General features: G+C 75.1%; 12 protein-coding genes. 8 read left to right on the top strand and 4 right to left on the bottom strand.

The window, feature by feature from the left end:
• The first annotated feature begins 18 nt into the window (after positions 1-18).
• Complete coding sequence (locus tag ACFC0G_RS03865) at positions 19-1,434, top strand: aminopeptidase P family protein (protein ID WP_376396722.1); 1,416 nt, start codon at positions 19-21, stop codon at positions 1,432-1,434.
• A 32-nt stretch (positions 1,435-1,466) separates the two neighbouring features.
• Here the strand turns inward: ACFC0G_RS03865 and ACFC0G_RS03860 are convergent, their stop codons facing one another.
• Positions 1,467-2,381, bottom strand: a complete 915-nt coding sequence (locus tag ACFC0G_RS03860; RefSeq protein WP_376396719.1) for a PaaX family transcriptional regulator C-terminal domain-containing protein — start codon at positions 2,379-2,381, stop codon at positions 1,467-1,469.
• Entirely contained in the window at positions 2,378-3,001 is a 624-nt protein-coding gene (locus ACFC0G_RS03855) for a GNAT family N-acetyltransferase (RefSeq protein ID WP_376396717.1), read from the bottom strand. Before ACFC0G_RS03855 ends, ACFC0G_RS03860 begins: the two co-directional genes overlap by 4 nt.
• A gap of 151 nt (positions 3,002-3,152) precedes the next feature.
• Here ACFC0G_RS03855 and ACFC0G_RS03850 point away from each other — a divergent pair, with 151 nt between their 5' ends.
• Both ACFC0G_RS03850 and ACFC0G_RS03845 read left to right on the top strand, forming a co-directional pair.
• Positions 3,153-4,388: a DUF418 domain-containing protein gene (locus tag ACFC0G_RS03850; protein WP_376396715.1), complete on the top strand. Its 1,236-nt coding sequence runs from the start codon at positions 3,153-3,155 to the stop codon at positions 4,386-4,388.
• 178 nt (positions 4,389-4,566) lie between these two features.
• Entirely contained in the window at positions 4,567-4,965 is a 399-nt protein-coding gene (locus ACFC0G_RS03845; protein ID WP_376396712.1) for an STAS domain-containing protein, read from the top strand.
• Here the strand turns inward: ACFC0G_RS03845 and ACFC0G_RS03840 are convergent.
• On the bottom strand, positions 4,916-5,620 hold the full coding sequence (locus tag ACFC0G_RS03840) for a response regulator (RefSeq protein WP_376397281.1): 705 nt from the start codon (positions 5,618-5,620) through the stop codon (positions 4,916-4,918). The genes ACFC0G_RS03845 and ACFC0G_RS03840 overlap by 50 nt on opposite strands.
• A 2-nt stretch (positions 5,621-5,622) precedes the next feature.
• Positions 5,623-6,993 (bottom strand): sensor histidine kinase, encoded by a 1,371-nt coding sequence (locus tag ACFC0G_RS03835; protein ID WP_376396709.1) that lies wholly within the window; start codon positions 6,991-6,993, stop codon positions 5,623-5,625.
• A gap of 262 nt (positions 6,994-7,255) precedes the next feature.
• Between ACFC0G_RS03835 and ACFC0G_RS03830 the strand changes: the two genes are divergently transcribed.
• The 5 genes from ACFC0G_RS03830 (at position 7,256) to ACFC0G_RS03810 (ending at position 13,413) form a co-directional block, all read left to right on the top strand.
• Positions 7,256-7,948 carry an ABC transporter ATP-binding protein gene (locus ACFC0G_RS03830; RefSeq protein WP_376396706.1) on the top strand — a complete coding sequence of 231 codons (693 nt, stop codon included), beginning with the start codon at positions 7,256-7,258 and terminating at the stop codon, positions 7,946-7,948.
• On the top strand, positions 7,945-10,425 hold the full coding sequence (locus ACFC0G_RS03825) for an ABC transporter permease (protein ID WP_376396703.1): 2,481 nt from the start codon (positions 7,945-7,947) through the stop codon (positions 10,423-10,425). The genes ACFC0G_RS03830 and ACFC0G_RS03825 overlap by 4 nt, the downstream gene beginning before the upstream one ends.
• Positions 10,426-10,520: 95 nt before the next feature.
• Complete coding sequence (locus tag ACFC0G_RS03820; RefSeq protein ID WP_376396700.1) at positions 10,521-11,036, top strand: PadR family transcriptional regulator; 516 nt, start codon at positions 10,521-10,523, stop codon at positions 11,034-11,036.
• A gap of 122 nt (positions 11,037-11,158) precedes the next feature.
• Positions 11,159-12,424, top strand: a complete 1,266-nt coding sequence (locus tag ACFC0G_RS03815) for a DUF2306 domain-containing protein (protein WP_376396697.1) — start codon at positions 11,159-11,161, stop codon at positions 12,422-12,424.
• Positions 12,424-13,413: a hypothetical protein gene (locus ACFC0G_RS03810; protein WP_376396694.1), complete on the top strand. Its 990-nt coding sequence runs from the start codon at positions 12,424-12,426 to the stop codon at positions 13,411-13,413. The genes ACFC0G_RS03815 and ACFC0G_RS03810 overlap by 1 nt, the downstream gene beginning before the upstream one ends.
• Positions 13,414-13,425: the final 12 nt, after the last annotated feature.

Raw genomic sequence — 13,425 nt, 5'->3', positions numbered from 1 at the left:
GAGAAGAAGGTGCGTCGCATGGCGAAGCGTCGAAAGAACGGGCTCTACGACGGCGTCTCCGAGGAGCTCTCCGCCCTCATGCGGACCGGGTGGGCCGACACCGAGCGCCACGGCCTGGAGGCCGACGAGCAGGCCCCGTACGCGGCCGCCCGCCGCGCCGCCCTCTCGGCCCTCTTCCCGGGCGAGCGCCTGGTGATCCCGTCCGGCAACCTCAAGACCCGCTCGAACGACGACACCTACCCGTTCCGCCCGTACACGGGCTACGTGCACATGACCGGCGACCAGGCCCGCGACGGCGCCCTCGTGCTCGAACCCCGCGCGGACGGCGGCCACGACGCCTACTGCTACCAGCTGCCGCGCGACAGCCGGGACAACGACGAGTTCTGGATCGGCTACACGGCGGAGCTGTGGATGGGCCGGCGCCGTTCGCTCGCCGAGTCGGAGATCGTCCTCGGCCTGCCCTGTCGCGACGTCCGCACCATCGCCGCGGACCTGTCCGCCGCCTCCACCGACGTCCCCACCCGCATCGTGCGCGGTCACGACCCGGCCCTGGAGGCCGCCGTCACCACCGACGAGGACCGCGACTACGAGCTGGAGGAGGCCCTCAGCGACCTCCGCCTCGTCAAGGACGCGTGGGAGATCGGCGAGATGCGCAAGGCGGTGGACTCCACCGTGCGCGGCTTCACCGACTGCGTCGCGGAGCTCTCCCGCGCCGTCGCGACGTCCGAGCGGTGGATCGAGGGCACCTTCTTCCGCCGCGCCCGCCTGGAGGGCAACGCCCTCGGCTACGGCTCGATCTGCGCCGCCGGCGAGCACGCCACGATCATGCACTGGACGGACAACGACGGACCGGTGCGCCCGGGCGAGCTGCTCCTGCTCGACGCCGGCGTGGAGACGAACTCCCTCTACACCGCCGACGTCACCCGCACCCTCCCGATCAGCGGCACCTTCTCCGACGTGCAGCGCAAGGTGTACGACGCGGTGTACGAGGCCCAGGCCGCCGGCTTCGCCGCCGTCAAGCCGGGTGCCCGGTACCGCGACTTCCACGAGGCCTCCCAGCGCAGCATGACCGCGAAGCTGGTCGAGTGGGGCTTCATCGAGGGTCCCGTCGACCGCGCGTACGAGCTCGGCCTCCAGCGCCGCTTCACGATGGCCGGCACCGGCCACATGCTCGGCCTGGACGTCCACGACTGCGCCCACGCGCGGAACGAGGAGTACGTCGACGGCCTCCTGGAGCCGGGCATGGTGCTCACCGTCGAGCCCGGCCTGTACTTCCAGCCCGACGACCTGACCGTGCCCGAGGAGTGGCGCGGCATCGGCGTCCGCATCGAGGACGACCTGGTCGTCACCGAGAACGGCCACGAGAACCTGTCCGCCGGCCTGCCGCGCACCTCCGACGAGGTCGAGGCGTGGATGGCCGAGTTCGCCGGCTGATCCCGGAGCCGTACGGCGTTTCCCGGCACCCCCTATCCCGCGAGGTCCTCGTAGAGGGCGAAGAGACGCGGGAGGGGGGTGCTGCCGTTCGTGGCGGGGTGACGCGCGAGCGCGGTCCAGCAGGTCGCCATGAGGTGCCGGGCCCGGGTGCCCGGCCAGGGCCGGGGGAGGAGCTCGGCGGGCAGCAGCGGATCCGGCGTCATCGCGTACGAGAAGACCGCGGCGAGCCGGACCGCGAGGCTCAGGCGCTCGGCGGACGCGAGCGGTTCCGGGCGGCCGAGGCGGTCGAGGCACGAGCGGGCGAAGTCGGCGAGCTCGTCGTGGCGGGCCGCGATCCCGTCCAGCGGCCAGAGCGCGGCGGCGAGGGCCGGCGGGTCGACGACCCCGCCGACACGGAGATCGGTGCTGGTCAGAGAGGTGACCGCGGCGGCGACTCCCAGCTCGCGGGCCCGGGCCTCGACGAGCGGCCCGATCGGGTGGGCGCACGCGTACAGACCGCCGTGGAGCGGGGCGGCCCCCAGGTGGAGCAGCGTGTCGCGGAGCGCGTCGCGGGCGGCGCGCTCGGATTCGGGGACGGCGAAGGCGAAGAGGTGCCACACGCCGTCCCACGGGGCGAGCCCGTGGTCCTGCCGGTAGGCGAGGCGGACGTACGCGGCGTCCGGCGCGTACGCGCCGGTGGCGTCGGCGACCGCGCGGAGCACCGCCTTGCGGCCGCGGCCCTCGTGGGTGAACCGTCCCTCGGCGACGAGCCGCTTCACACAGAGCCGCACCTGCTGGTCGGTCATGCCGAGGAGACCGGCCACCGTGTAGAGCTCGCCGGCGTCCACGGTGCCGTCCTCGCGGACGAGGGCGTGGACGAGCATGCGCGTCGGGACGGGGGCGGGGTCGGGGACGGGGACCGCGGAGGAGTCGGGGGACGAGTCGGGGGCTGCGGCGTCCGGGGTCATCGCGCCTCCCGGCCGGGGGACGCGTCGGCCGCCGTAACCGGCCGGTGCATGGTGGTGACGGCGCCGAAGCCCATCAACTCGCGCAGGTACGGCGTCCGTTCGGTGTGGACGGCGGTGAAGCCGTGCCGCTCGTACAGGGCGCGGGCCCGCGGGTTCACATCGATGACGTCGAGCCGGATCCGGCGGCAGCCGGCCTCGGCCGCCACGGCCGCGATCTCTCGCAGCAGCATCGTGCCGATGCCCGCGCCGCGGTGTCCGGGCGCGACGGCGATGCCGTCCATCACGAGCTCACCGGGGGCGGGGCGTCGTTCGAGGAGCGCCAGCAGGGCCACCCGGTGCAGTCCGCGCAGCACGCCGTACGCCGACAGGACGTCCCCGGCACCGCCGCCCACCAGGCCGCGCCCGCCGAGCCGGTAGCCGGCGACCCCGGCCACCTCGCCGTCGACGACGGCGGTGACGGCCCGGTCGTGGTGGAGGTGGGCGGCGAGGAACGCACGGGCCTTGTCCGGCGGATCGAGCGCGGCGCCGAGCTTCCGCCCGAACGCCTCCCAGTACAGCGCGGCGACAGGTGCCGCACCGCCCTCCGGTACGCCCCGGCGTACCACCGTCGTCGCGTTCATCGGAGCACCTCGTTCGTCGCGGTTCGGGCGCTGCGGTCCTGTGCGTGCGCCCCTTGCCTGATCGAGTCTATAACGTTCATTCTTGATACGAGCGTTTCTGATTCGATAGTTTTCCCGTCGAGGGTTCGATGCACCGCCCCGGAGGAGCCCCGTGACCACCACACCCGATGCCGCGACCGATCACCCGGCCGGCACCCCGGCCACCCCGGCCACCCGAGCCGCGCCGCGGCTCGCCCACGTCGACGCCCTGCGCGGATTCGCGCTCCTGGGCATCCTCGTCGTCAACATCGGCTACCTGGCCTCCACTTACCACGGGACCGGGATCGAGGACCCCGGCTTCGACGCGCCGCTCGACGGGGCCGTCCGGTGGTTCGTCGCCGTGTTCTTCGAGGCCAAGTTCTTCCTGCTGTTCTCGTTCCTCTTCGGCTACGCCTTCACCCTCCAGCTCGACTCCGCCGAGCGGAGCGGTGCCCCCTTCGCCCCGCGCTTCCTGCGGCGCCTGGCCGGACTCTTCGTGCTCGGCGCGCTGCACGCCGTCCTCCTCTTCCCCGGAGACATCCTCACCACGTACGCGGTCCTCGGCCTCGTCCTGCTCGCCGCCCGGCGGCTCCGGCCCCGTACCGCCGTCCGTACCGCCGTCGTCCTCTTCGCCGCCACGGCGGCGGCGTACGGCCTCCTCGCGCTCGCCGTGCACGCGGCGGGCGGCGCGGGAGCGGATCCCGGTGCGGCGGCCGGTGCCGAGCGGGCCGCCGAGGCGCTGCGCGGCGGACCCGCGTCCGTGATCGGGGCCCATCTGGACCAGCTGCCCGACGTGGCCTTCCTGCTCGTCCTCTTCCAGGCCCCGGCCGCGCTGGCCGCCTTCCTCCTCGGCCTCGCCGCCGGGCGGGGACGGGTGCTCGGAGACCTCGCCGCTCACCGCAGGACCCTGGTCCGGCTCCAGTGGGCGGGCTTCACGGTCGGACTGCTCGGCGGCCTGGTGTACGCCCACGCGAGCCTGGTGCACCCCGGCGGCGCCTATCAGGTCCTGGCCCTCGGGATCGACGTCGCCACGGCCCCGCTGCTGGCCGCCGCGTACGCCGCGACCGTCCTCCGGCTGGCCGTGGGGCGGCACGGCGGGCGGACGACCGCCGTGCTCGGGCCCGTGGGGAGCATGACCCTGACCGGCTACCTCACCCAGTCCCTCGTCTGCGCCCTGCTGTTCACCGGTTACGGCGCCGCCCTGGTGGGCCGGGTGCCGCCGCCGGGCGTCCTCGCGATCGCCCTCGCGCTCTTCGCGGCGCAGGCCGTCGGGGCACGATGGTGGCTCCGCCGGTACCGGTACGGACCGCTCGAATGGCTGCTGCGGGCATGGACGACGCTGACCCGGCCGCCCCTGCGGCGCTCCTGAGGTCCGCGAGCACTGGGCGCGCCCGTTCGCTCGTGTGTGCGGAACCGCGAAGGCCGGCCGCTCCGAGCGGCCCGCTTATTCACCGGTTCAGGTGACAGTGGCCGAGGCGAAACGTCCCTCCCGGCGCGGACGCGGCCAGGCTCGACGGGACACATGGACCCACCCTGTGGAGCGTCCGATGCAGCTGATTCCCCGTCACGACCCGCACCTCGTCGTCCGCTCGACCGGCGGACTCACCGTCGCCGTGCTCCACGGTGAGCTCGATCTCGTCCTGGTGCGGCACCTGCGGCCCGAGCTCGACGCCCTCGTCCGCGAGTCCGCGGCCCTGACCGTCGACATCCGCCGGCTCACCTTCTGCGACGCCACCGGTCTGGGCCTGCTCGCCCACTGCGCAGGGCGGGTCCAGGCGCGGGGCGCCCGCTGGCGGCTGATCTGCGACCAGCCGTGGATCCTCCGGCTCATCCGCCTGACGGCGCTCGGCGAGCTCCTCCGTCCCGAGGCCGCGGCGCCCGGGGACCGTCCGGCGGCTACGGGGCCCCGGGAGCGCCCGGGGTCCGGCCTTCCGAGCCAGGGGTGACGAGCCCGGTCTCGTAGGCGGCGATGACCGCCTGCGCGCGGTCGCGCAGGCGGAGCTTGGACAGGATGCGGGCGACGTGCGTCTTCACCGTCGCCTCGCTCAACCGGAACCGCGCGGCCAGTTCGGCGTTGGTGTGCCCGCGCGCCAGCGCTTCGAGGACCTCCAGCTCACGCGGCGTCAGCGTGGCGAGATCGCGGTGCAGGGGAGCCGTCCGCGTACCGGCCCCGGCGAACCGCTCCACCAGCCGGCGCGTGATCGCCGGTGCCAGCAGGGCGTCCCCGGAGCGGACGAGCCGGACCGCCGCCGTCAGGTGCTCGGGCGTGACGTCCTTCAGCAGGAAGCCGCTCGCGCCGGCGCCGAGCGCCGCGTACACGTACCGGTCGAGGTCGTACGTGGTGAGGACGACGATCCTCGGCGGCGCGGTCTCCTCCGCGAGGATCCGGCGCGTGGCCTCGAGGCCGTCGGTGCCGGGCATCCGGATGTCCATGAGGACGACGTCCGGCCGCGTCCTGCGGACCGCCGAAACGGCCTCGTCGCCGTCGGCCGCCTCCGCGACCACCTCGATGCCGTCGGCGGCGAGGATCATCCGGAAACCGGTCCGCACCAGGGCCTGGTCGTCGGCGATCACCACACGCGGTGCGCCGGTGTCGGTCACGGTCACGGAGCCTCCCGGGGAATCGTCGCGCGGACCCGGTAGCCGCCGCCCGGGCGGCCGCCGGCGTGCAGCGTACCGCCGTAGATCGAGAGCCGTTCGCGCAGACCGAGCAGGCCGTGGCCGCCGCCGGGTTCCGGTTCGGCCGTCCGCCGCGGCCGCCCGCCGGTGTCCGAGACGTCCACCAGCAGCCGCTCGTGGCCGTACTCGACGGCGACGGAGACCCCGGCGCCCTCCGCGTGCTTCACCACGTTGGTCAGAGCCTCCTGCACCACCCGGTACGCGGCGAGGTCGACTCCGGCCGACAGTGCGTACGGGACGCCCCGGACCTCCACCTCCACCGGCACCCCCGAGGAACGCACCCGGTCCGTCAGCTCCGCCAGCCGGTCGAGCCCCGGCTGCGGCGCGAGGTCCGCGTCGGCCGCAGGATCGGGACCCTCCGCAGCCATCGTCAGCAGCCCCATCACGTGCCGCAGCTCCGACATCGCCGTCCGCCCCGCCTCCTCCACCGCCCGTATCGCCTCCCGTGCCTGCTCCGGAGAGCAGTCGAGGACCATGCGCGCGGCACCCGCCTGGATCGTCATCATGCTGACGTTGTGGGTGACCACGTCGTGGAGCTCCCGGGCGATCCGGGCGCGCTCCGCCTCCACCGCCCGGCGCAGCGCCGCCTCCTGCTCGGCCCGCAGCGCCCGTGTCCGCTGTCGCCACAGATGGACGCCGTGCGTGGCCAGGGCCAGCGGGAGCAGGACGAGGACGAGCACGAGGCCGTCGTCCACCTCGGGCACCAGCGGCACGACGGCGTACAGCACCGCACCGGCCGCGAGCGAGACCAGGACGGACTTCCGGTGCGGGCTGTACATCGCCGCGCTGTACGCCGCGACGAGACCCGACACGAAGGTGACCTTCGTCGCGTCCGCCGAGACGTCGCCGAGGTGCAACAGGACCGCCGCCCCGGTCACCACCCAGTACACGGCGAGCGGGAACCGCCGGCGCAGCACCAGGGGCAGGGCCGTCAGCACCGCCGCCGCCATCTCCCAGGCCTCGACCGGCGGCAGCACGTACTCCACGGCGGGCACGGGACGGGGCGCGGTCGCCGGATCGCCCGGGACCGGGAGCGCGGGAAGCGGTGGCGGCGAGGGCAGTTCGCCGTGTGCCGGGGTCGGGACCGGGGCCGGGACCAGCGCCGGGGCCGGCAGGTCGGCCGGGTCGTCCCGCACCTCCACCCACGAGCGGTTGAGGTCGCCGATGACGGTCGCGACCGCGAGCGCCAGGGCGAGCAGCCCGTCGGCCGCCCACGCCCAGCGGGACAGCGGGGTCGGTGCCCCCGGGCTCCGTGGCCCGCGTACCCGCCCGATGAATGCCTCGTACCTGCTCACCGGGCCAGTGTGGCAAGGGCGGGGTGCGAGCGGATCACCCCAGGGACGCAGGGCCGCGGCCCGGAGGCGTACATCGCGGGGATGACGCCGCCACGCCTCCGCCGCGCACGGTACGGATCTTCGGCACCGCGACCGACGCGCCCGCGGCCCGGCCGCTCCTAGCGTCGGGGCGTCCCCCTGCCGGCCCCTGAGCCCTGGAGCACCCGTGCCCGTGTCCGTCCCACCCCGCCGCCCGAAGGATCCGATGGAGCCGAGGGAGCCAATGGATCCGACAGACCTGATCGACCTGAGCGAGGTCGGCAGGACGTACGACGACGGAGCCGCCGCCCTCACCGGGCTGACCCTGCGGGTCCGGCGCGGCGAGGCGCTCGCCGTCCTCGGGCCCTCCGGCAGCGGCAAGTCGACCCTGCTCAACCTCCTTGCCGGACTGGACCGCCCCAGCAGCGGGCGGGTGACCGTGGACGGACTGCGCGTCGACCGGATGAGCGAGGCCGCGTGCGCGAAGTACCGGCGGAGCCGCATCGGCATGGTCTTCCAGTTCTTCAACCTCCTCGACGACCTCACCGTCCTCGACAACGTGCTGCTCCCAGCCCAACTGGCCGGCACCGACCGGGCAGGGGCGACCGCCAGGGCCGCCGAACTCCTCGACCGGCTGGGCATCGCCCGCCACGCCCGGGCCCACCCCGGCCGCCTCTCCGGAGGCGAGCGGCAGCGGGTGGCCGTCGCCCGCGCCCTGATGAACCGTCCGCCGCTGCTCCTCGCCGACGAGCCGACGGGCGCGCTGGACAGCGCGTCGGGCGCGGACGTCCGCGAGCTGCTGCGCGAGCTCAACGCCGAAGGACAGACCATCGTCCTCGTCACCCACGACCTGGCCCTGGCCGAGGCGTGCGCCACCCGCACGATCGAGCTGGTCGACGGCCGCATCGCCCGGGACGTCAGCGCGGTGACCCGATGAGCGGCGGTACGAGCGGTGCCGGTGCGGGCGGTGCGGGCGGTGCGGGCGGTGCGGGCGGTGCGGGCGGTGCCGGGACGAACGCGGCTGCCCTCTCGGGCCGTGCTCGTGGCGGGGCCCTCGGCCGGGTCGTCCGTGCCGGGGTCGGCCGGCGCCGGACGCAGACCGCCGTGATGGTCCTGACGACGCTGCTCTCGGTCGCCGCGGCCGTCCTGGCCGTCGGCCTCCTCGTCGCCTCCGCCGCCCCCTTCGACCGGGCCTTCGCCCGCCAGCACGGGGCCCATCTGACCGTGGAGTTCGACGGTTCCGCCGTCACCGCCGACCGGCTGGCCGCCACGGCGCGGGCGCCCCGCGTGGCCGCGGCGGCCGGTCCCTTCGCCCTCGTCTCCGTACGCCTGCGCGGCGACGGGGACGTGCCGCCCGGCTTCGAACCGCCGCCCCTGACCGTGGTCGGCCGGTCCTCCGCCGACGCGCCGGTGGACGCGGTGAGCCTGTCCGAGGGCCGATGGGTCCGGACGGCCGGGGAGATCGTCCTGGAGGCGGGGGCCCGCCCGCCGGGTCTCGTCCTCGGCGACCGGATGACGGCCGGTACGACCGAACTCACCGTGGTCGGCATCGCCGCGACCGCCGGCGCGAGCGCCGACGCCTGGGTCGTACCCGACCAGCTCACGGCCCTCGCCGGGGCGCGATCCCCCGCGTACCAGATGCTCTACCGGCTCACCGGGGCCGACACCCGCGCCGAGGTTGCCGCGGGGCGGGAGGCCGTCGCCGCCGCCGTCCCCGCGGGCGCGGTCGCCGGGACCCAGTCGTACCTCGACGTCCGCGAGGCCGCCCAGGAGAACACGGCGGCCTTCGTCCCCTTCGTCGCCGCCTTCGCCCTCCTCGGTCTCGCGATGTCGGTCCTCGTGATCTCCGTCGTGGTGAGCGGCGCCGTCAGCGCCGCGACCCGCCGGATCGGCATCCTGAAGTCCGTCGGCTTCACCCCGCTCCAGATCGGGCGGGCGTACGTCGCCCAGGCCCTGCTCCCGGGCTCGGTGGGGGCCGTGCTCGGCGTCGCCCTCGGCAACGTCCTCGCCGTGCCCCTCATGGCGGAGGTGGCGGAGGCGTACGGCACGGGCACGGAGCCGATTCCCCCCTGGGTGGACCTCGTGGTGCCCGCCGCCGCCCTCGCCGTCGTGGCCGTGACCGCCTTCGGCCCCGCGCTGAGGGCGGCCCGGCTCCCGACCGCGACGGCCCTGCGCGTCGGTCCGGCCGCCGGCGGCGCCCGGGGCCGCCGGATCCGCGGACTCCTCGGACGGCTGCCGCTGCCCCGCCCGGTCACCCTGGGGCTCGCCGCGCCCTTCGCCCGCCCCGCGCGCTCGGTGACGACGGCCGCTGCGGTGACGTTCGGCGCGCTCGCGGTGACCTTCGCGGTGGGGCTCGGCAGCACGCTCGTCGCCGTGAAGGCCGACGGGGATCCCGACCGGGGCGGCGACGTCACCGTCCGCACCGTGGCCCCGCCCGAGGGTTCCGGCGAGGGTCCGGGCACGGGTCCTGGCACGGGGATGCCGGGGAAGCCCGCCGACCCGGCGGCCGTGGCGGCGGCCACCGCCGCGCTCCCGGGGACCGGGTCCGTGTACCGGACCGCCCGCACGCAGATCGGCGTGGCCGGGCTCAAGGGCGGCGCGCCGCTGGTCGCGTACGAGGGGGACACAGCGGGGAGCCGCCACACGATGGTCACGGGCCGATGGTTCGGGGCCACCGGGGAGGCGGTCGCCGCGACGCGGTTCCTGCGCGCCACGGGCCTGCGGGTGGGGGAGTCGGTCGCCCTGTCCGAACAGGGGCGGACGGTTCGCGTCCGGATCGTCGGCGAGGTCTTCGACCTGGGCGACGGCGGCATGACCCTGCGGACGGCCGCCGCCTCCGTCGCCCCGCTCGACCCCCGGTACCTGCCGGGCGACTTCGCCGTCACCGTCACCCCCGGCACGGACCCCGCCGCGTACGCGGAGCGCCTGAACGCCGCCGTGTCCCCGCTCGGCGCACGGGCCGCCGTGACCGAGGAGGGCAAGTCGAGCGTGATCCGGGCCATGCAGGCACTGATCGTCATGCTCACGGTGATGCTGGTCGTGGTGGCCTGTCTGGGGGTGTTCAACACGGTGGTCCTCGACACCCGTGAGCGGGTCCGCGACCTGGGCGTCTGCAAGGCCCTGGGGATGACCCCGCGTCAGGCGGTGGCCCAGGTCCTCACCTCGGTCGGCGGCATCGGCCTGGTGGCGGGCGCGGTCGGCGTCCCGCTGGGCGTCGGGCTGCACCGTTGGGTGATGCCGGCGATGGGCCGCGCGGTCGGCACCACGATCCCGCCCGCCGACATCGACGTGTACGGGACGCCGCTGCTGGCGCTCCTCGCCGCCGCCGGCGTGGTGATCGCGACGGCCGGCGCGCTGCTCCCGGCGGGCTGGGCGGCCCGCACGAGCACGGCGCGCGCGCTGCGGGCGGAGTGACGTACTCCGAGGATGGTCCCCGTGACCGCTTCCGCGCCCGGATCCGTGACCGCTTCCGCGGCCGGCCCCGATGACCGCCGCGATACCGTCGCGGCATGTCTGAAGTCCGCTTGACCACGCCCTCCTTCCTCGTGCTCGGCATCATCGACAAGCTGGGCGAGGCCAGTCCGTACGACGTGAAGGTCGAGGCGGCGCGGACCGTGGCCCCGTTCTGGTCGATGCCCCACGCGCAGGTCTACGCCCAGTGCGACCGGCTCCTGGAGGCCGGTCTGCTGTCGGAGGTCCGTCAGCCCGGTGGCCGGAACCGGCGCCTGATGAAGCTGACGGAGGAGGGGGCGGCGGCCCTGCGCGGCTGGCTCGCCGACTCCTCCTTCGTCCCGGTCGAAGCGCGTGAACGCGGCATCCTCAAGCTGTGGTTCGGCGCGAGCCCGCGCGTCCACGCCCCGGTCCAGGTCGAGGAGCACCGGCGGACCCTCGGCGAGTACGAGGAACTGGCGGAGGGCGTGGGGGAGTTGCTGACGCGCGGGCAGCGCGAGGCGCTGGAGTTCGGTATCCGTTACGAGCGGATGATGGTCGATTTCTGGCAATGGGTCGAGTCCCGTGAGCCCTGACCCCTTCGTTGCCCGACTTTGTCGCCCGACTTTGTTACCGACCGGTTGACCCCGGTCGTCCCCCGCTCTACCTTCCTCCATAGTCCAGATAGGACTATCGCGCGTTCGGAGGGGGATCCGCCGTGGGGCGTCCGACAAGCACGAGACGGGGCAGGGCCGCCGCCCTCGCCATCACGGTCGTCTGCCTGGCGTACGCGCCGATCGCGGCGACCGAACTCTGGCCCTACGCCAGCCCCGGGGCACCCGCCGTCGGCGAGTGGCTCCTCGGCCGGTCCGTCTCCCCGGAGTTCGTGGCCGAGGCCGTGCGCGACCGGATGGGACCGTACAGCCGCAGCCTCGCCCCGCTGATCCTGCACTCCGTCCTCGGCGGCCTGTTGATGCTGCTCGGCCCCGTACAGCTGCTCTCGGCGGTACGGCGACGGATCCGGCTGCACCGGATCGCCGGGACCGTCTTCGCCGTCACCGTGTACGTGTCGATGGCCGGCGCCGCCCTCTACCTCGTCCGCACCCCGCCGGAACAGGCGTTCAGCGGGGCCGCGTTCTGGATCGTCCTCGCCACGATCCTGATCGGCACCGTCGGCAGCGTGACCCTCGGCGTCCTCGCCGCCGTCCGCGGCCTCCCGGACCTGCATCAGCGCTGGATGCTGCTCTGCTACGGCTTCCTGATGACCGCGCCGCTGCTCCGCCTCGAATGGGGGTTCCTGCCCGCGCTCTATCCCGGGCTCTCCCTCCAGGACGTCAACCGCGTCGCGATCATGCACCTCGGGTCCCTCGTCTCCTTCGGCGCGCTGCTCGCGTCCCGCGCGCTCGACCGGCGCGGCACCGTCCCCGGTCTGACCGGAACGTGGTGCCCGCGGCCGGTCCTGGTCGCCGTCCACCTCGCGGGCGCCGCCGGACTGGCCTGGATCACGGTCGCCTTCCTCGACCAGGGGGCCGGCGGGCGCCGACTGCTCCTCGCCTACGCCGTGCCGTACGCCGTCACGTACGGCGTCATCGCGGTGCGGGCGGCACGCGCGGGCGCGCGGGGCGCGCACTGGGCGCGGGAGGAGTGGCGCCTGCACCTGGCGGCGCTGTGCCTGGCCCCCGCGTTCTCGGCGGTGGCGGTGCCCGTACTGGAGCGGACCATGGGCCTCGACCGGCTCACGGCCCTGATCGCGGGCGTCGGCATCGGCTGCGGCATGCTCGCCTACGCGGCCGTCACCGTGGTGAGCCTGCGCGTGCTGTACGCCCGTGAACTCCTCAAGCGGCAGCGGGCGTTCATGCCGCCGCCGCCGCCGCCGCCGCCGCCGTCCGGACGTGCGGAGGAGGCCCCGGACGCGCTGTCCGTCGCGGCCGCCACCGCCCCTGCCGTCGCCACTGCCACTGCCACGAAGGAAGGTGACCACTGATGGGCACCGCGGATGCGCCGGAGGTCCACGGTCACGGTGCGGGCGCGGCCGCCGCCCCGGTCGCCGCCCCGGTCGCCGGCCCGGCGGTCGACGGCAGGGAACTCTCGCCCGCCGTGGTGATCCTGAGCGGCGTCGTGGGCGGCATCAGCCTCACCGTGGGCGCCCTGCTCGCCGTCACGAGCCTGGCCGGCCACGTCGCGGGCGCCTGGGTGTCCCCGGCGGCGCTCAGCCCCGGTCTCCTCGGGGCCGCCATGGCGGGGGTCGCGCCCGCGCTGTTCACGCTCGGCCGGGCCCGCGTCTGGGAGGAGGCGCGGACCCTCGTCCTGCCGCTCGTGATCGTCCTCGTCGGCCTCTTCGCGGTGAGCCTGCTCAACGGCGGCTCCCTCCAGGCCGTCCACGGCGGCCCGCTGTTCCTCGCCCTGTTCAGCCTCGGCTGGGTCGCCACCCTCGGGCTGCTCGCGCTCGCCGCAGTCGTGTGCCTCGCCGCGCAGTACCGCAGACCCGCCCCGCCGGCCGGGGCCGAGCGCCCGCGCGTCGCACCGCTGCCCGGCTGGTCGAAGCCGCTGCTCGCGGTCCTCGGCTCCGGATGGCTCGGCATCGGCGCGGGCCTGCTGGCCTTTCCCGCCTTCTGGGGGCCCCTCGTGCCGTGGACGGTGAACCGCGCCGACGCGCAGGGCCTCGGCGTGTGGGCCCTGGCGCTCGGCGTCGGCGTCCTCGGCTCCCTCGTCGAGGACGACCTGGCCCGTATCCGCCCCGCCCTCACGGCCGTCCCGGCGGTGGCCCTCGCGACCGCCGTCGTCCTCGCCGTCCACGCCCGGTCCGTCGACTGGACGTCGGGCCCCGGCATCTCGCTCCTCGCCCTCGTCACCGGCCTGCTCGCGACCGGAGTCTCGGGCCGCCGTCTCCTGGCGCAGGCGAACGCCGGCGGAGAAGGGGGATCCGACTCCGGCCGTGGACCGTGGTGGTCACGCGTCAGGCCGGGCCGGTGACGTACGCGTCCC

Source organism: Streptomyces sp. NPDC056169 (genome assembly GCF_042268445.1).
Lineage (GTDB): Bacteria > Actinomycetota > Actinomycetes > Streptomycetales > Streptomycetaceae > Streptomyces.
Note: the sequence above shows the minus strand (reverse complement) of the source record. Positions and strands in the feature narration are given on the sequence as shown.

Coding starts and splice junctions, on each gene's coding strand:
- ACFC0G_RS03845 (WP_376396712.1), top strand. CDS start 4,567: ATGCAGCTGATTCCCCGTCACGACCCGCACCTCGTCGTCCGCTCGACC.
- ACFC0G_RS03820 (WP_376396700.1), top strand. CDS start 10,521: ATGTCTGAAGTCCGCTTGACCACGCCCTCCTTCCTCGTGCTCGGCATC.
- ACFC0G_RS03860 (WP_376396719.1), bottom strand. CDS start 2,381: ATGACCCCGGACGCCGCAGCCCCCGACTCGTCCCCCGACTCCTCCGCG.
- ACFC0G_RS03855 (WP_376396717.1), bottom strand. CDS start 3,001: ATGAACGCGACGACGGTGGTACGCCGGGGCGTACCGGAGGGCGGTGCG.
- ACFC0G_RS03810 (WP_376396694.1), top strand. CDS start 12,424: ATGGGCACCGCGGATGCGCCGGAGGTCCACGGTCACGGTGCGGGCGCG.
- ACFC0G_RS03830 (WP_376396706.1), top strand. CDS start 7,256: ATGGATCCGACAGACCTGATCGACCTGAGCGAGGTCGGCAGGACGTAC.
- ACFC0G_RS03865 (WP_376396722.1), top strand. CDS start 19: ATGGCGAAGCGTCGAAAGAACGGGCTCTACGACGGCGTCTCCGAGGAG.
- ACFC0G_RS03825 (WP_376396703.1), top strand. CDS start 7,945: ATGAGCGGCGGTACGAGCGGTGCCGGTGCGGGCGGTGCGGGCGGTGCG.